At 67.8% G+C, this 15,402-nt stretch carries 18 protein-coding genes, 1 tRNA gene and 1 pseudogene; 11 read left to right on the top strand and 9 right to left on the bottom strand.

Going from position 1 to position 15,402, the window contains the following annotated elements; genetic code table 11:
* Nucleotides 1-702: a cation transporter gene (locus H7290_RS13330; protein WP_290514502.1), complete on the bottom strand. Its 702-nt coding sequence runs from the start codon at nt 700-702 to the stop codon at nt 1-3.
* Complete coding sequence (locus tag H7290_RS13325; protein WP_290514501.1) at nt 699-821, bottom strand: hypothetical protein; 123 nt, start codon at nt 819-821, stop codon at nt 699-701. Before H7290_RS13325 ends, H7290_RS13330 begins: the two co-directional genes overlap by 4 nt.
* An 88-nt stretch (nt 822-909) precedes the next feature.
* On the opposite strand from H7290_RS13325, the gene H7290_RS13320 reads away from it, so the two are divergent.
* Both H7290_RS13320 and H7290_RS13315 read left to right on the top strand, forming a co-directional pair.
* A complete protein-coding gene (locus H7290_RS13320; RefSeq protein WP_290514500.1) occupies nt 910-1,290 on the top strand; it encodes a metalloregulator ArsR/SmtB family transcription factor in 381 nt (126 codons plus the stop codon).
* Complete coding sequence (locus H7290_RS13315) at nt 1,287-2,282, top strand: cation diffusion facilitator family transporter (protein WP_290514499.1); 996 nt, start codon at nt 1,287-1,289, stop codon at nt 2,280-2,282. Before H7290_RS13320 ends, H7290_RS13315 begins: the two co-directional genes overlap by 4 nt.
* A gap of 214 nt (nt 2,283-2,496) precedes the next feature.
* On the opposite strand, the gene H7290_RS13310 is transcribed toward H7290_RS13315, so the two are convergent.
* Both H7290_RS13310 and H7290_RS13305 read right to left on the bottom strand, forming a co-directional pair.
* Nucleotides 2,497-2,949 (bottom strand): lamin tail domain-containing protein, encoded by a 453-nt coding sequence (locus tag H7290_RS13310; protein ID WP_290514498.1) that lies wholly within the window; start codon nt 2,947-2,949, stop codon nt 2,497-2,499.
* A gap of 201 nt (nt 2,950-3,150) precedes the next feature.
* Nucleotides 3,151-3,227: transfer RNA gene (locus H7290_RS13305), tRNA-Met, on the bottom strand.
* A 163-nt stretch (nt 3,228-3,390) separates the two neighbouring features.
* On the opposite strand from H7290_RS13305, the gene H7290_RS13300 reads away from it, so the two are divergent.
* Nucleotides 3,391-4,131 (top strand): PIG-L deacetylase family protein, encoded by a 741-nt coding sequence (locus H7290_RS13300; RefSeq protein WP_290514497.1) that lies wholly within the window; start codon nt 3,391-3,393, stop codon nt 4,129-4,131.
* A gap of 26 nt (nt 4,132-4,157) precedes the next feature.
* Here H7290_RS13300 and H7290_RS13295 read toward each other — a convergent pair whose 3' ends face one another.
* From H7290_RS13295 to H7290_RS13280, 4 genes are all read right to left on the bottom strand, one after another.
* The gene (locus H7290_RS13295; RefSeq protein ID WP_290514496.1) at nt 4,158-4,835 is read right to left on the bottom strand and encodes an alpha/beta fold hydrolase; all 678 of its coding nucleotides are present in this window, start codon (nt 4,833-4,835) and stop codon (nt 4,158-4,160) included.
* A gap of 108 nt (nt 4,836-4,943) precedes the next feature.
* Nucleotides 4,944-6,398, bottom strand: coding sequence for an aldehyde dehydrogenase family protein (locus H7290_RS13290; RefSeq protein ID WP_290514495.1), 1,455 nt, complete (start codon nt 6,396-6,398; stop codon nt 4,944-4,946).
* A 26-nt stretch (nt 6,399-6,424) separates the two neighbouring features.
* A complete protein-coding gene (locus H7290_RS13285; RefSeq protein WP_290514494.1) occupies nt 6,425-7,060 on the bottom strand; it encodes an HD domain-containing protein in 636 nt (211 codons plus the stop codon).
* Nucleotides 7,057-7,437 carry an oxidoreductase C-terminal domain-containing protein gene (locus H7290_RS13280; RefSeq protein WP_290514493.1) on the bottom strand — a complete coding sequence of 127 codons (381 nt, stop codon included), beginning with the start codon at nt 7,435-7,437 and terminating at the stop codon, nt 7,057-7,059. The genes H7290_RS13285 and H7290_RS13280 overlap by 4 nt, the downstream gene beginning before the upstream one ends.
* Between H7290_RS13280 and pcaH the strand changes: the two genes are divergently transcribed.
* The 8 genes and pseudogenes from pcaH to H7290_RS13245 all read left to right on the top strand — a co-directional run bounded on the left by pcaH (nt 7,431) and on the right by H7290_RS13245 (nt 13,717).
* Nucleotides 7,431-8,156, top strand: a complete 726-nt coding sequence (gene pcaH, locus H7290_RS13275) for a protocatechuate 3,4-dioxygenase subunit beta (protein ID WP_290514503.1) — start codon at nt 7,431-7,433, stop codon at nt 8,154-8,156. The two genes, H7290_RS13280 and pcaH, sit on opposite strands and share 7 nt — an antisense overlap.
* Entirely contained in the window at nt 8,153-8,710 is a 558-nt protein-coding gene (gene pcaG / locus H7290_RS13270) for a protocatechuate 3,4-dioxygenase subunit alpha (RefSeq protein ID WP_290514492.1), read from the top strand. Before pcaH ends, pcaG begins: the two co-directional genes overlap by 4 nt.
* Nucleotides 8,711-8,726: 16 nt before the next feature.
* Nucleotides 8,727-9,971 carry a lyase family protein gene (locus tag H7290_RS13265; protein ID WP_290514491.1) on the top strand — a complete coding sequence of 415 codons (1,245 nt, stop codon included), beginning with the start codon at nt 8,727-8,729 and terminating at the stop codon, nt 9,969-9,971.
* A pseudogene (locus tag H7290_RS21375) lies at nt 9,968-10,720 on the top strand (alpha/beta fold hydrolase); the annotation flags it as partial. The gene H7290_RS13265 and the pseudogene H7290_RS21375, both read left to right, overlap by 4 nt.
* Before the next feature lie 87 nt (nt 10,721-10,807).
* Nucleotides 10,808-11,167: a 4-carboxymuconolactone decarboxylase gene (gene pcaC / locus H7290_RS21370; RefSeq protein WP_366927635.1), complete on the top strand. Its 360-nt coding sequence runs from the start codon at nt 10,808-10,810 to the stop codon at nt 11,165-11,167.
* The gene (locus H7290_RS13255; protein WP_290514489.1) at nt 11,164-12,366 is read left to right on the top strand and encodes a thiolase family protein; all 1,203 of its coding nucleotides are present in this window, start codon (nt 11,164-11,166) and stop codon (nt 12,364-12,366) included. Before pcaC ends, H7290_RS13255 begins: the two co-directional genes overlap by 4 nt.
* Complete coding sequence (locus tag H7290_RS13250) at nt 12,363-13,034, top strand: 3-oxoacid CoA-transferase subunit A (protein ID WP_290514488.1); 672 nt, start codon at nt 12,363-12,365, stop codon at nt 13,032-13,034. The genes H7290_RS13255 and H7290_RS13250 overlap by 4 nt, the downstream gene beginning before the upstream one ends.
* Nucleotides 13,031-13,717 carry a 3-oxoacid CoA-transferase subunit B gene (locus H7290_RS13245; RefSeq protein ID WP_290514487.1) on the top strand — a complete coding sequence of 229 codons (687 nt, stop codon included), beginning with the start codon at nt 13,031-13,033 and terminating at the stop codon, nt 13,715-13,717. Before H7290_RS13250 ends, H7290_RS13245 begins: the two co-directional genes overlap by 4 nt.
* Before the next feature lie 126 nt (nt 13,718-13,843).
* Here H7290_RS13245 and H7290_RS13240 read toward each other — a convergent pair.
* On the bottom strand, nt 13,844-15,402 hold a 1,559-nt coding region (locus H7290_RS13240; RefSeq protein ID WP_290514486.1), incomplete at its 5' end, for an alkaline phosphatase family protein.

The following is a 15,402-nucleotide window of genomic DNA, read 5'->3' as shown; positions in this document are numbered from 1 at the left end:
TCAGGACGGGTCGGCGGGCACGCAGCAGCCGCCACTGCACGCGTCGTCGGAGGCTGTTGACTGCGCCGCCGACGGTGCGCAGCAGGCATCACCGCGCCATGCGTCGCGTCCTTCCTTCACTGCGACTGCCGCGATGACCAGCGCCGCGACGGAGTCGGCCCAACCCCAGCCCCAGAGGCTGTTGATGAGCAGCCCGACCAGCAGGACGCCCGACAAGTAGGTGCAGAGAAGCGTCTGCTTGGAATCGGCGACGGCTGAGCGCGATCCGAGCTCGCGACCCGCGCGCCGCTGGGCCCATGACAGCCCCGGCATGACGGCGAGGCTGGTCGCAGCCAGGACGATGCCGACCGTGGAGCTGCGGGGCTCACCGTCACCGAGCAGCGACCTCGCCGCATCGATCGTCACGAAGACGGCGAGGGCGAAGAACGAGAACGCGATGACCCGCAAGGCAACCCACTCGCGCTCCTCGCTGTTGTCACCGGAGAACTGCCATGCCACCGCCACTGCCGATGACACCTCGATGATCGAGTCCAGCCCGAAACCGATGAGCGCGGACGACGACGCGGAGAGACCTGCAGACATGGCCAGGACCGCCTCGATGACGTTGCAGGCGATGGTGCACGCCACGAAGACACGGATTCGCCGCACCAGCACGTCGCGCCGTTCGGAGGAGGTGGAAGAGATGTTCAGGGGCTGGCTCATGGTGCGGCACCGGCTGTCACGCAGTCGTCGCCCGTCACCACGAGGTCGAGGTCGAACATCAGCGCCAGCGGCATCGTGCAGCGGGTCGGAACAGCGAGGGCGCGACCCAGGCGGCCCATGTCATCGACCTCAGAGGAGCACGTCAACATTGACAGGAACTGTACAGCGAAGACTGACGGGTGCGGCATCTCTTGCTATTATCTACGTATGGATGCAGATAGTAGTTTGGTGCTGCCGTCGTCCGATGAGCTCGACCTGGCCGTCGAGGTGTTCCGCATGCTTTCCGACGGCACCAGGCTCAGCCTGCTGTGGTGCCTCATTGACCACGAGATGTCGGTCGGGGAGCTGGCCGAGACGGTACGCAAGTCTCCCGCCTCGGTGTCCCAGCACCTCGCCAAGCTCCGGCTCGCCCGCCTGGTCCAGACCCGTCGAGACGGCAACACGATCTACTACCGGCTCGACAGCGAGCACGTGCGTCAGCTGGTGCTCGACGGGGTGCATCACGCAGAACATCAGGGCACCACCGTGCCAGCACACCACGCCGACGCCGTCATCTCGCTGCCTGACGCGAACGGGGCGAAGGCATGACGGACGTCCACGACCATCAGCATCCGCACGACCACGACCACGACCACAAGCACCCGGGTGGGCTGAAGGGGCTCGTGCTCTCGATCATCCGGCCGCACAGCCACGACGCCGCCGACTCGATCGACTCCGAGCTCGAGTCGAGCGAGGAGGGCATCCGCGCGCTGAAGATCAGCCTGCTCGTCCTGCTCACAACTGCACTGGCCCAGCTCGTCATCGTGCTCCTCACCGGGTCGGTCGCACTCCTCGCCGACACGATCCACAACTTCTCGGACGCCTTGACCGCCGTCCCCCTCTGGATCGCCTTCGTCCTGGTGCGCCGCGCGCCCTCGAAGCGGTTCACGTACGGGCTCGGACGCGTCGAGGACGTTGCCGGCCTGTTCATCGTGCTGATGATCGCCCTGTCCGCGATCGTCGCCGGCTACGAGTCGATCAGCCGACTGATCAATCCGCGCGACATCTCCCACGTCGGCGTCGTCCTGGTGGCCGGGATCATCGGCTTCGCCGGCAACGAGCTCGTGGCCGTCTACCGCATTCGCATCGGGCGCCGGATCGGGTCGGCCGCGCTCGTCGCCGACGGGCTGCACGCCCGCACCGACGGTTTCACGTCGCTCGCCGTGGCGCTCGGCGCGATCGGTGTCCTCGCTGGGTTCCCGCTGGCCGACCCGATCGTCGGGTTGCTCATCACGGTCGCGATCCTCGTCGTCCTGAAGGGCGCGGCGACCGAGGTGTTTCGCCGCCTCCTCGATGGAGTCGATCCGACTCTCGTCGACGCAGCCGAGCGCGCGCTGGCGGCGACGCCCGGCGTCCAGCGCATCGACTCGATCCAGCTGCGATGGATCGGCCACCACCTGCACGCCGAGACCAGCATTGAGGTTGACTGTGGGCTCGACCTGCAATCGGCACACGAGATTGCCCACCACGCCCAGGACCGTCTCCGCGACGGAGTCCCCAGACTCACCGCGGCGACAGTCCACGTGAGCCCCGGCGCCTGACACCGCCGCCACGGCTCCTCATCTTCGTAGGGGGGCGGGGCTCGAACCCGCGACCCAGGGATTATCGACCAGGCACGTCAGCACCTCGGACGCCGACTGGATAGGCCTCACGTCATCTGCCGTTCGGACTCGACTCGATCACGAGCGTTCCGACCTTGGACGAATCAAGACCGAGTTGCGAGGTCTCGCCGAGGCCGAGGGAAATCGATTTCCCTCAGCAATATTTGTATCCCGGGCCGCCACTTGACCACGAACAGGTGTCCCTCTTCACGCCGGAAGAGTTCCGCAGCGTGGCGGTGTCACCGGTGTTGTTCCACACGTACCGGGACTGCGACCAGTATCTGTTGGACGAAGTATTTGATCCCGAGCCAGTGTGCACCTTTACCGAGTATCCGGGGCGCAGCTTCGCTCCCGTTGGGAACCTGTACTTGAATCCTGTTTCATCACGAATGGTGTAGCCGGAAAGGCTGCGTGTGCTGGTCCCCGTGTTTTTGACTGTGACGTACTCGGCATTCAGGCTGGCATTGCTGCCCGTGTCTGAGCCAGGTGAGTCGTAGTAGATCTTCTTGAACTGCAATGAGCCCGACGCTGAAGCCGGAGATGTCACGGCTCCTAGGAGCAACACTGTGGATAACGCAACGAGTATGACGACAACCTTTTTGATCATGAAGCCCCTTTTTTTCGATTCTCGCATTTTTCGCTTCAGTGGGGACGACATTCAATATTTCCACCCCAGCGGTGCCACGCCGGGTGCCGCAGAAGTCGCACACCACACTGACGGCACCGTGCGCTCGCGCGAACCGGGCCAGGCGGTCGCCGCAAAGTCGTCCGTCCGTCGCATTGCTCACAGGCGATTATTCAATGCTGTTGGTAGGGAGGGCGGGGCTCGAACCCGCGACCCAGGGATTATGAGTCCCCTGCTCTAACCAGCTGAGCTACCTCCCCGTGGTGGGGCAAACCTACCGGTCATCCGGCAGTTCCTGCGGTAGCGGGGGCCACCTCGAGTCGCGCCGAGAGCCACCGCCGGAGTCTGCGAGCGCGCCAACTATCGCGTCCCTCGGGAAATTTCTGTTGGCCCTCTCGTGATCCCGCACCTTAATCTGAGGACATGGAAACCTCACCACTCGAACCTGTCGATGAGAGCTGGGATCGCGCACTCGTCGTCGTTGCCCACCCGGACGACGTGGAGTTCGGCGCCGCTGCCGCGATCGCTCGATGGACCGATCAAGGCAAGACTGTCGTCTACTGCATGGTCACCAGCGGCGAGGCCGGCATCGACGCCCTCTCCCCCGACGAGTGCCGTGAGGTGCGCGTCGCCGAGCAGATCGCGTCGGGCAAGGTCGTCGGCGTCGAGACGGTCGAGTTCCTCGGCCTGCCCGACGGCATTCTCGAGTACGGCGTCCCGCTTCGGCGCGCGATCGCCGCCATGGTGCGCAAACACCGCCCAGAGGTCGTCATCACCAACAACTTCCGGGAGACGTGGGGCGGACGCACTCCCAACCAGGCCGATCACGTCGCCGTCGGACGGGCCAGCCTCGACGCAGCCGGTGACGCCGGCAACCGGTGGGTGTTCCCCGAGCAGCTCGTCGAGGGGGTGGAGCCGTGGGGCGGCGTCACGCAGGTGTGGGCCGCCGGTTCGCCCGACAGCACCCACGCCGTCGACACGACAGCGACCTTCGACCGCGGCGTCGAGTCGCTCCTGGCCCACCAGGCCTACATCGACGGGCTGGGCTGGGAGGGCTTCGACCCGGCCGAGATGCTCGAGGGGATGTCGCGACCCACGGGGTCACGACTCGGAGTCACCCACGCCGCCGCCTTCGAGGTGTTCTCGATGAGCTGGGGCGACTGACGTCGGGACGACGTGGCGGAAGTCGCTCAGATGTCGACCGGCGACTCGCCGCGCAGCACTCCCCCGACGACACCGTTGACCGCCCTGTCGAGCAGCGTTGCCGCGACGAAGTCGGCGGCCAGGCGGTCGAACACCGAGTGGCGACGCAGCATGGCGTGCTTGCCACCGATGACGCGGACGTAGCCGACCTCCGAGTGGCGCGCAAGGCCACGTGCAACCGCTGCCGAGCTCTCAGGGTTGGCGATGTGGTCGGCCGTCCCGTGAACGATCAGGATCCGGCGATCGCGCATCGGCGTGCCACCATCGGCCGGATAGACCCAGGGGTTCAGCGCAACCACCGAGCGGACCTCCGGGTTGACCGCAGCCAGGAGCGCCGCGCGGCCACCCAGCGAGTGCCCCACCAGCGCGACCGGCAGATCGGTGCCGAACCGCTGCCGCACCTCTCCGAGCGCCCAGGTGACGTCGTCGACGGGCGTGCGGCTCGTGTCCCACCCCCGGCTCGAGTTGAGAAGCCGGAACACCGCGAGACGTCGCCGACCACTGCGGGCGATCCGGCTCGCGATCGGGATCATCCGCAGCACCGAGAGCTGCGTGGGGCTGACGGCAGTGTCACCATCGCGGCTGGCACCTCCGTGAAGGACCAGGACGACACCGTCCGGACTTTTCGGGACGCGCGTCGCGACCAGACGGGAGCGTGTTGCCATCGCCGATCACCCAGCCTTCGGTCGGAAGAGAGCCTTGTGGAAGCTGAGCATGAGACGTGAGTACCCGTAGGGGGTGTCGGTACTCACCGGAAGCCTCGACCTGAAGCCCTATGGAGTAAGCCTGCGGTGGATCGACTTGTACGTCACGTAGGCCGACAAACCCTCGATGCCGTACTCGACACCGAGGCCCGAGTCGTGTCGTCCGCCAAAGGGGGCGCTGTGGTTCGAGGCGAAGAAGTTGATCCCGACCGATCCGGTGTCCATCCGATCTGCCACGGCGAGCGCGTCGTCGGCATCCCGCGAGAACACCAGACCTCCCAGACCGAAATCTGTGGCATTGGCAATCTCGATCGCCTCATCCAGGGTTTCGTACCGCAGGATCGTGACGACGGGCCCGAACACTTCCTCCCGCGCGATCTGCATGTCGGGGGTGACGTCGGCGAACACCGTCGGCTCGATGAAGTAGCCGCGCGCGACGTCGGCAGCCCGACCGCCGGTCGTGACCCGGGCACCCTCGGCCCGTGCCACCTCGATGTGGGCAAGGACGATGTCGAACTGCGCCTTCGTCGCGACCGGGCCGAAGACAGATTCCGGGTCGAGTGGGTCACCTTGCCTCGCGGCGGCAACCGTCGCGGTGACCATGTCGACCACGTCGTCGTACTTTTCGGCAGGAGCAAGGATGCGGGTCGAGATGTAGCAGGTCTGCCCGGTGTTGCGCAGGCACGAACGAATCAGCACCTCTGACATCGCCTCGAGATCGACGTCCGGCAGCACCAGTGCTGAGGACTTGCCTCCGAGCTCGAGGGTCACCGGGCGCAGCAGCTCACCACACGCGGCGGCAATTGCGCGGCCGACCGGGGTCGAGCCCGTGAATGCCACCTTGGCGGTACGCGGGTGACGGACGAGGGCGTCCCCCACAGCCGCCGAGCCTGTCAGCAGATTGACGACTCCCGCCGGGGCACCAGCGGTCGCCAACGCCTCGACGACGAACCGGATCGACAGCGGGGTCGGCGAGGCTGGCTTGATCACGACGGTGCAACCTGCCAGCAGCGCCGGCGCGAGCTTGATCGCCACGAGGTTGATCGGGAAGTTCCACGGCGCGATGAGCACGCACACGCCAACCGGGTCCCGTCGGACGACAGTCTCACCGACGCCGCGAGGGAACGGGCGTACGTCCTCGGTCTGGAGCCACTGGGCGAGCCCCGCGAAGTAACGGAAGATCGAGGCAGCATTCGCCGCCGCACCTTGGGTCTCTGCGACGGGCGAGCCGTTCTCGCGGGTGTTGGTCAGCGAGAGCTCCGTCGCGCGTTCCTCCAGGGCATCGGCCGCTCGCAGCAGGATCTCTGCCCGATCGGCGGCAGCGGTGCCGGCCCAGGGCCCCGATCGGAATGCGGCGTCTGCGGCGCGCACGGCTGCATCGATGTCGTCGGGGGTTGCCTCCGGGACCGAACCCCAGACCTCCTCGGTGGCAGGGTCGATCACGTCGTGGCGCACGTCACCGGTCGACGTCTGCCACCTCCCGTCGATGAAGTGATCATCGACGTGGGTCCACGGCAGAGTCATGTGCGCGCGTGCATCCGCGGCAACTGTCACCTCAGGACCGCAGTCTTGAGCAGAGCGCGCGAACGTTGCAGGTCGGCCTTCGCCATCGACATCGCCGCCTCAGTCAGGAGCTCGGGGACGATCTCAGCCTCGAGACGATCACAGTAGGAGGACGGGTCCATCGCGAACCACCCAGACGCGAGCGCAATACCGGCGTGATCGAAACGCCACAACCGATCGGCGTCACGCATCAGCGCGTCCTCGAGCGACTTCGCCTCCTTGCGGGTGTCATGGCCGTCGATGATCGTGGCGACCTCCTCGACGAACTTCTCGTCGTACCCCAGCGCTGGCAGGACCTCGCGGGCGATCTCGCAGCCCAGCTTTTCGTGCTCGAATCGGATGGCCGCCTTGCGCCAGTCGCCCGAGAAACCTTCGGAGATGATCCGCGACTCGTCGACCCTGCCCCAGCCGGTGTCGTGCAGCAGGATCGCCACCCGGACGAGCAGATCGTCTGCCACCGGGTATGCGTCGCACAGTCGCTCGGCGAAGGCCAGCGACACCGGCAGGTGGATGTCGTTCGACCGTGCACGTGACTCTGGCACGACAGCAGCCCAGATCGGATCGAGGTCGACCCCCCGTGCGGGGGTCGTGGCGATCGGCGTGGAGGGAAGCGGTGTGGTCATGGTGCACTCATTTCTGTGTTCCGAGGTGCGACGGTGATCGACTTCAGCTGGTTCGAGGGGCCGGCGGCGTCGTCGAAGGGGATGCTCGCGCGGCGTGCCAAGGCGGCCTTGACCGCCATGAAGTCGAGCGGGGTGTTGACGCAGTCAGCGGCGATGATGTCCTCGCCGCGGTAGTAGAGCACCGAGAACTTTCCCGGCTCGTCGCGACGGACGAGGGTGCGGTCATGGCCGGCGGACAGCCCCGCGATCTGGAGCTTGAGCGTGCCCTGACTGGACCAGAACCACGGGATCCCGGCGTACTCCTCCTCGCGACCGGTCAGCGCGTAGGCGGCGACCTTGGCCTGCTCGATGGCGTTGTTGACGCTCTCGAATCGCACCCTGTCACTACGAGGCGACAAAGCGGGACGGCTGTGTCCAGAGCCAGCCCCGGCTCGACTACGCGCCCTACCGCAGCAGCATCCTGCGGCACCCCACGAAAGATCTTCACCACGCCGATCCAGAGACCATCGAGAGGTGGGCCCCGTGCTTCGGTCCGCAGGACGTCAGCCCGCTCGAGGCCGACCTGACGATCCAGCACAGTGGTGCGCCGATCGGCGAGCGCATCAGGGTGGCCGGTCGGGTCGTCGACGGTGACGGACGCCCCGTGGCGCATCAGCTGGTCGAGGTGTGGCAGGCGAATGCCGGCGGGCGCTACATCCACAAGCGGGATCAACACCCGGCTCCGCTCGACCCGAACTTCACCGGCACCGGCCGATTCCTGACCGGCGCCGACGGCTCGTACTCGTTCCAGTCGATCAAGCCAGGGCCCTACCCCTGGAAGAACCACCGCAACGCGTGGCGGCCGTCGCACATCCACTTCTCGCTGTTCGGCACGGACTTCACGCAGCGCATGGTGACGCAGATGTACTTTCCGGGCGACCCCTTGTTCGCACTCGACCCCATCTTCCAGTCGATCACCGACGCCGACGCCCGTGCACGCCTCGTGGCCGTGTACGACCACGACCTGACCACTCCGGAGTGGAGCACCGGCTACCGCTGGGACATCGTCCTGACCGGCAGCCACCGCACGTGGATGGACGCCGAGGACGACGCATGAGCACGCGGCTAACACCGACGCCCGGCCAGACCATCGGGCCGTTCTTCCACGACGCCCTTCCGTTCAGAGGCGACTCCGAGCTCGTGCCGGCCGGGAGCATCGACGCGATTCGCCTGCACGGCACGGTGCTGGACGGTGCGGGAGAACCGATTCCCGACGCGATGATCGAGATCTGGCAGGCCGGCCCTGATGGCAGGATCGTTCAGGAGCCAGGCTCGCTGCACCGTGACGGATGGACGTTCACCGGCTGGGGCCGTGCGGCGACCGACGACGCCGGTCACTACTGCTTCTCGACGCTGACGCCCGGTGCGACCGACTCCGGACACGCGCCGTTCTTCGCCCTGACGGTGTTCGCCCGCGGTCTGCTCAACCGCCTGTTCACCCGCGCCTACCTCCCCGATGACGGCGCCCTCGCCGAGGATCCGTTCCTGTTGTCGGTCAATCCTGGTCGTCGTGAGACGCTCGTCGCGGTTCCTGACCGGACCGGATTCGTGTTCGACGTGCACCTGCAGGGCGACCGCGAGACGGTCTTCCTGGCCTACCCCGGTCATTGAGCGGCAGACTGCGACCATGACTGATTTGTTCTGGCCCGGTGACGAGCGCGCCGGAGCGCTGATGAGCGATGGTGCCTTGCTCGAGGCGATGGTGCGCGTCGAGAGCTTCTGGCTCGATGCGCTCGTCGATGCCGGCCTCGCTCCCTTGACGAGCGACGAGGATCTCACGATCGCTGTCACGGCGGAGGACGTCGACGAGATCGCACGGGGTGCTGAGGCGAGCGGCAACCCGGTTGTCCCGGTCGTGACACTTCTCCGATCACGCGTCGGCACTGACGCAGCGACCTGGTTGCACCGCGGCCTCACGAGCCAGGACGTGCTCGACACGGCACTGGCGCTGGCGCTGCGCGACGTCCTCGACCGTTTGCTGGACGAACTGCGATCCCAGGTCATCGCACTGTCGATCAGCGCAGAGCGACACGCGGCGACTCCGATGGTGGGTCGCACCCTCACGCAGCACGCGGTGCCGACGACATTCGGGGCGGTTGCCTCCTCCTGGCTCGACGGCATCATCGACGCTGCCGAGCTGGTCGTCGATGCCCGCGCCTTGCTGCCGGCCCAGATCGGCGGTGCCGTCGGCACGCTGGCGGCGACGACCGAGCTCGCCCGGTTGCGCGGGTTGGAAGACCCGTCGTCCGCCGCGGTCGAGGTGGCCACCATCGCCGCGGAGTCGCTCGGCCTGCGCCGGCAACGCCCGTGGCACACCTCGCGTGGCCCGATCACCCGCACCGCCGATGCGTTGGTGACCTGCACCGACGCCTGGGGTCACGTCGCGACCGACGTCGCCACGCTCTCACGCAGCGAGATCGCCGAGCTGGCCGAACCCACCGCAGATGGTCGCGGCAGCTCATCGACGATGCCTCACAAGCACAATCCGATCCTGTCCGTCCTGGTGCGCCGCGCAGCTCTCGCTGCGCCGGGTCTTGCCTCGACGCTGCACGTGGCGTCAGCCACTGCTGGCGACCAGCGGCCGGACGGCGCGTGGCACACCGAGTGGGCCACGCTGCGCACCCTCGGCCGACGTACCGTGGTCGCGGCGTCGCAGACCACCGAGCTGCTCCAGGGTCTGCACGTGGACGCTGGCCGGATGCGCGAGACGCTGGACCGCACCGGCAACGAGATCCTCTCCGAGCGACGCAGCGTCGCCGACCTGCTCGATCAGCACAGCGACCCCGACCCGACCACCTACCTCGGCACCTCCGATCACCTTGTCGCCGGCGTGGTCGAGAGAGCCCGCACCTTTCTTGAGGAGAACGCGTGACCGTCCCCCGCATCACCGCAGTCCGTCTGGGCGGCTCTTCCGCGCTGCCACTGCTGGTGCTCGGCCCCTCGCTCGGTACCTCCGCGCGTGCGCTCTGGTCGGCAGCCGCACCGACGCTCGCCGTGTGGTTCGAGGTGCTGGCGTGGGACCTGCCGGGACATGGCTCCAACACCGCACCCACCGATCCGTTCGACATCGCCGACCTCGCGACCGGGGTACTTGAGATGATCGACGACATGCTGGCTGAGCGCGGCGAGCAGGGACGCTCGTTCGCGTACGCCGGCGTCTCCGTGGGCGGCGCCGTCGGGCTGCAGCTGCTGCTCGATGCACCGCGTCGCGTCGACTCGGCGGTGCTGGTCTGCACCGGGGCCAAGATCGGCGACGCCGATGCCTGGCATGAACGCGCCGCGACGGTGCGCGCCTCCGGGACGCCTGCCGTGCTCGAGGGGTCCGCGGCGCGTTGGTTCGCCCCGGGTTTCCTCGACCGCGAGCCCGGGGTCGGCGCAGCGCTGCTGCACTCCCTGCAGGACACCGACCGCGAGAGCTACGCCCGGACCTGCGACGCGCTCGCGACGTTCGACGTCCGCTCGCGCCTCGGCGAGATCTCGACACCCGTGCTGGCCATCGCCGGTGCCGAGGACGGGCCGACTCCACCGGCCAGCCTCGAGGAGATCGCCGTGGGCGTCCGCCACGGCAGCCTGACCGTTCTGGAGGATGTCGCCCATCTCGCGCCGGCCGAGCAGCCGGAGCGGGTGGCCGATCTGATCGTCGCGCACGTCCGGGGCGAGGAGCCAGCCGCGCCGTCGCCGACGCGCGACGATGTCAGGGCGGCCGGGATGGCGGTGCGCCGAGAGGTGCTCGGCGATGCTCATGTCGACCGTGCCGTCGCCGGGACGACCGAGCTGACACGAGACTTCCAGGACTTCATCACCGAGTACGCCTGGGGGTCTGTGTGGACACGTCCGGGTCTCGACCGGCGCAGCCGTTCGCTCATCACCCTGACGGCACTCGTCGCCCGCGGTCACCACGAGGAGCTCGCGATGCACGTCCGCGCGGCGCGCACCAACGGGTTGACGAACGTGGAGATCAAGGAGCTGCTGCTCCAGACAGCGATCTACTGCGGGGTGCCCGACGCCAACACAGCATTCCGGATCGCCCAGGGCGTCCTGGACGAGCTCGATCAGGAGAACCGATGACCAGCGCCTACCTCTACGCCGCGACCCGCACCCCTTTCGGCAGGTTCAACGGAGCCCTCGCGGGGGTGCGCCCGGACGACCTTGCGGCGACCGCTCTGTCCGGCGTCCTCGCGAAGGCGCCAGGCCTTGACCGGGCTGCGATCGGTGACGTGTTCTGGGGCAACGCGAACGGTGCAGGCGAGGACAACCGCAACGTCGGACGCATGGCGGTTCTGCTCGCGGGTCTGCCGACCTCGGTCCCCGCAACCACCGTGAACCGGCTGTGCGGCTCGAGCCTTGACGCGGCGATGATGGCGTCGCGCGTCGTCGAGACAGGTGACGCCGACATCGTGGTGGCTGGCGGTGTGGAGTCGATGACCCGTGCTCCGTGGGTGCTGGCCAAGCCGAGCCGCGCCTTCCCCGCCGGCGACACCACGGCCGTGTCGACGACCCTCGGATGGCGACTGGTCAACGACCGGATGCCGCCGGAGTGGACGATCTCGCTGGGTGAGTGCAACGAGCAGCTGCAGGCCAGGTTCGGCATCAGTCGCCGCCGCCAGGACACGTTCGCCGCCCGCTCCCACGAGCTCGCCGATGCCGCCTGGGCCGACGGCTTCTACGCCGACCTGGTGACACCGATCGGGGGCATCGAGCTGGCGATCGACGAATGCATCCGGCGGGGCACCACGGCAGAGACGCTGGCCGGGCTCAAGCCCGCCTTCCGCCCCGACGGGAGCATCACGGCCGGCAACGCCTCCCCGCTGACCGATGGCGCCTCCGCGCTGCTGATCGGCTCGGAGTCAGCGGCCCCCGCCATCGGCCTCGACCCGGTCGCGCGCATCGCCGGCCGTGGCGTGCACGCCCTCGACCCGCAGGACTTCGGCTTCGCCCCCGTCGAGGCGGCAAACGCCGCACTGGCCCGTGCGGGAATCTCCTGGTCGGACGTCGGAGCGGTCGAGCTCAACGAGGCCTTCGCGGTGCAGTCGCTCGCCTGCGTCGATGCCTGGAAGATCGACCCCGAGATCGTGAACGCCAAGGGCGGCGCCATCGCGATCGGTCACCCGCTCGGCGCGTCCGGGGCCCGCCTCCTCGGCACCCTCGCCCACCGCTTGGCGGAGTCCGGCGAGCGCTGGGGCGTTGCGGGCATCTGCATCGGCGTCGGTCAGGCCCTCGCCGTGGTCCTCGAGAACACCACCTCGACGACCGGGGCGACGCAATGACGCTGGTCACGGACTCGACCCTCGAGGCCGTCGGGGGCATCGCCAACGGGTCGACGGTGCTGGTCGGCGGATTCGGCATGGCGGGCATGCCGGTCGCGCTGATCGACGCACTGATCGAGCAGGGCGCCACCGACCTCACCGTCGTGAGCAACAACGCGGGCAACGGAGACACGGGCCTTGCTGCGCTGCTGCACGCGGGCCGAGTGCGCAAGGTCGTCTGCTCGTTCCCTCGGCAGTCCGACTCGCACGTGTTCGACGGGCTCTACCGCGACGGCAGGATCGATCTCGAAGTCGTGCCCCAGGGCAATCTCGCCGAGCGGATGCGGGCCGCCGGGGCAGGCATCGGGGCGTTCTTCTGCCCCACCGGTGTCGGCACGCCCCTGACCGAGGGCAAGGAGACCCGCACCATCGACGGTCGCGACTACGTCCTCGAGATGCCGATCCACGGTGATGTTGCGCTGATCGGGGCGTACAAGGGCGATGCGATGGGCAACCTCGTCTACCGCAAGACGGCCCGAAACTTCGGCCCGGTCATGGCCACCGCCGCCACCACGACCATCGCCCAGGTCACCCACGTCGTCGAGGTCGGTGACCTCGACCCCGAGGTTGTCGTGACCCCCGGCATCTACGTCGACCGCATCGTGCAGGTCACCCAAGGACGCCCATGAGCATCGACATCACCGTCGACCACACGATCGAGCACCGTGATCGCGATCCGCTGACCCGCGACGAGCTGGCGCACACCATCGCCCGGGACATCCCCGACGGGTCGTACGTCAACCTCGGCATCGGCCAGCCCACCACGATCGCCGACCACCTCGCTCCCGGCTCCGGCGGCGTCCTGCACACCGAGAACGGGATGCTCGGCATGGGTCCTGCCGCACAGGGCAACGAGATCGACCCCGACCTCACCAACGCCGGCAAGCTGCCGGTCACCGAGCTGCCGGGCGCCTCGTACTTCCACCATGCCGACTCGTTCGCCATGATGCGCGGCGGGCACCTCGACGTCTGTGTGCTTGGCGCCTTCCAGGTCTCGGAGCACGGCGACCTCGCCAACTGGCACACCGGCACCCCCGACGCCATCCCCGCGGTGGGCGGCGCGATGGATCTCGCCATCGGCGCCAAGGACGTGTTCGTGATGATGAACCTCTTCGCGAAGGACGGCTCCCCCAAGCTCGTCCCCACGTGCACCTACCCCCTCACGGGGCTCGCGTGTGTCAGCCGCGTCTACACCGAGGTCGCGACCTTCCTCGTCGGACCCGACGGCGTCACCGTCGTCGAGACGTTCGGCACCTCGGTCGACGAGCTGTCCGCGCGGCTGGACGTCGCGCTGCGGCGGCTGGAGGCCTGAGCAGCACAGGGCCGGCAGCCTTGCTCACGAACAGCGTTCTAGAACCCCGCGAGGGCACGCTTCGACAGCCACGACGGAAAGACCCGCCGGCTTGGCAGCCAGCGGGTCCTCCGTTCCTCGGTCAGGTCATTCCACCTCGGCGGACGGGATCGCAGCCCCCGGAACATTCTTCGGGTAGTAGAGCTTCGCGTCACCCGGGTAGGGCGTGGTCCAGTCGTGGGCCTGGTACCAGGTGTACCGGTTCATCTGCTCCGGGTGCGCGTAGTCGGCCTGTGCCTGGCGGCCGGTGAAGTGCTGCTTCTGCGCCCATGTGCCCCAGGCCGTCGCGAGCGCAGTTGCTTTGGCCGGGACCTCCGGTGCCTTCACCTTCGAGGCCGTCTTGTCCAGACCGCACTCGGGAGCCGGGACGACGTTCTCCGTCAGCGGGATCTGGTTCGCCACCGCGTTGAACGGGGTCAGGTCCGCCTTGGACTGGAACGCGTCGAACATCGGAGTCGCCGCGGCGATCTTCTGGTTCAACGGCTCGGCGCCGAGGATCTGCTCGATCGTGCGGACCATGGACAGCTGCGAATAGTACGTCGAGACGGTCTTCTTGTGCGTCGCCCATGGGCTGATCACCTGGATCGGGGCCCGGTGTCCGTCGACGTGGTCCACACCGGCCTGGCTGTCGTCCTCGACCACGAAGATCGCCGAGCTCTTCCAGTACTTGCTGTGCGAGATCTCGTCGACCACCTTGCCGACCGCCACATCGCCGTCGGCCACCGCTGCTCGCGGGGTCGACGGGCCACCGGTGTGGTCGCTGGAGAGCCACATCATCTGGAAGTTGGCCGGCCCGTTCTTCTTGAAGTCCTGTTTCCAGATCTGGTAGCGGTAGATGTCCGGGATCGAGAGGTCAAAGGGCGGGGACAGCGGGTTGGTGATGTCGTTCAGCGACGGGATGACCGACCCATAGTCACCCTTCAGCTCCGGGGTGGTGAGCTGGGCAGGGTCTCCGCCGTCCTCGACGCTCGTCGAAGCGCAGAAGTACTGCTGCCAGGAACCCGGCGGCTTGCCCTCGGTGTACTCGAACTCGCCGTAGTTGCGCGCGGTGTTGCGGGCCGCGTCGACCGCGGTCCAGAGGAAGCCGGAGCGTTGGTGGCCCAGCACGTCCTCCTGGGTGTCGTAGGACCTGGTGTACTCGCCGGCGCTGGACTCGCTGTACTCCGGATTGTCGCCCTGCATCAGCCAGTTGTGGCCCTCGGCTGAGTTGGTCCCGACGTCGTACGTGTTGTCGTAGAGCCCGAACTGACGCGCCAGAGCGTGCTGGTTGGGCGTCGTCTGCTCTCCGAACTGAGCGAGCGTCGCGTCGCCGTTGCCCTCCGGCATGTCCCCGAAGACCTGGTCATAGGTGCGGTTCTCCTTCACCACCAGGAAGACGTGCTTGATGGGCGACGGGTCACCGATGCGCCTCGGCACGGGTACGGCAGGCACGGCACGACCGCCCTTGGCGTGCGCGACGTCGGACCGCGGGTTCCCCCAGCCGTTCTGGGCGTACACCTTCGGTGTGTGAGTCTCGCGGATCTGTCCGTCCCCGGGCAGCGTGAACCGGGTCAGCGACGCGGTGGTCCCGTGAGTGCCGAACCCCGTCGCCGGCTTCGTGCCGAAGCCCTGGTTCGAGGTGATCTTCGGCCCGCGCGCATCGATGC

Origin of the sequence: Aeromicrobium sp. (assembly GCF_014378035.1) — a bacterium.
Taxonomy (GTDB): Bacteria; Actinomycetota; Actinomycetes; order Propionibacteriales; family Nocardioidaceae; genus Aeromicrobium.
This window is presented reverse-complemented; position numbering and strand designations above follow the sequence as displayed.

What these genes read in the sequence shown, in the direction of transcription:
- H7290_RS13330 (WP_290514502.1), bottom strand. Translation starts at nt 702, where the DNA reads ATGAGCCAGCCCCTGAACATCTCTTCCACCTCCTCCGAACGGCGCGAC.
- H7290_RS13325 (WP_290514501.1), bottom strand. Translation starts at nt 821, where the DNA reads ATGGGCCGCCTGGGTCGCGCCCTCGCTGTTCCGACCCGCTGCACGATG.
- H7290_RS13320 (WP_290514500.1), top strand. Translation starts at nt 910, where the DNA reads ATGGATGCAGATAGTAGTTTGGTGCTGCCGTCGTCCGATGAGCTCGAC.
- H7290_RS13315 (WP_290514499.1), top strand. Translation starts at nt 1,287, where the DNA reads ATGACGGACGTCCACGACCATCAGCATCCGCACGACCACGACCACGAC.
- H7290_RS13310 (WP_290514498.1), bottom strand. Translation starts at nt 2,949, where the DNA reads ATGATCAAAAAGGTTGTCGTCATACTCGTTGCGTTATCCACAGTGTTG.
- H7290_RS13300 (WP_290514497.1), top strand. Translation starts at nt 3,391, where the DNA reads ATGGAAACCTCACCACTCGAACCTGTCGATGAGAGCTGGGATCGCGCA.
- H7290_RS13295 (WP_290514496.1), bottom strand. Translation starts at nt 4,835, where the DNA reads ATGGCAACACGCTCCCGTCTGGTCGCGACGCGCGTCCCGAAAAGTCCG.
- H7290_RS13290 (WP_290514495.1), bottom strand. Translation starts at nt 6,398, where the DNA reads ATGACTCTGCCGTGGACCCACGTCGATGATCACTTCATCGACGGGAGG.
- H7290_RS13285 (WP_290514494.1), bottom strand. Translation starts at nt 7,060, where the DNA reads ATGACCACACCGCTTCCCTCCACGCCGATCGCCACGACCCCCGCACGG.
- pcaG (WP_290514492.1), top strand. Translation starts at nt 8,153, where the DNA reads ATGAGCACGCGGCTAACACCGACGCCCGGCCAGACCATCGGGCCGTTC.
- H7290_RS13265 (WP_290514491.1), top strand. Translation starts at nt 8,727, where the DNA reads ATGACTGATTTGTTCTGGCCCGGTGACGAGCGCGCCGGAGCGCTGATG.
- pcaC (WP_366927635.1), top strand. Translation starts at nt 10,808, where the DNA reads ATGGCGGTGCGCCGAGAGGTGCTCGGCGATGCTCATGTCGACCGTGCC.
- H7290_RS13255 (WP_290514489.1), top strand. Translation starts at nt 11,164, where the DNA reads ATGACCAGCGCCTACCTCTACGCCGCGACCCGCACCCCTTTCGGCAGG.
- H7290_RS13250 (WP_290514488.1), top strand. Translation starts at nt 12,363, where the DNA reads ATGACGCTGGTCACGGACTCGACCCTCGAGGCCGTCGGGGGCATCGCC.
- H7290_RS13245 (WP_290514487.1), top strand. Translation starts at nt 13,031, where the DNA reads ATGAGCATCGACATCACCGTCGACCACACGATCGAGCACCGTGATCGC.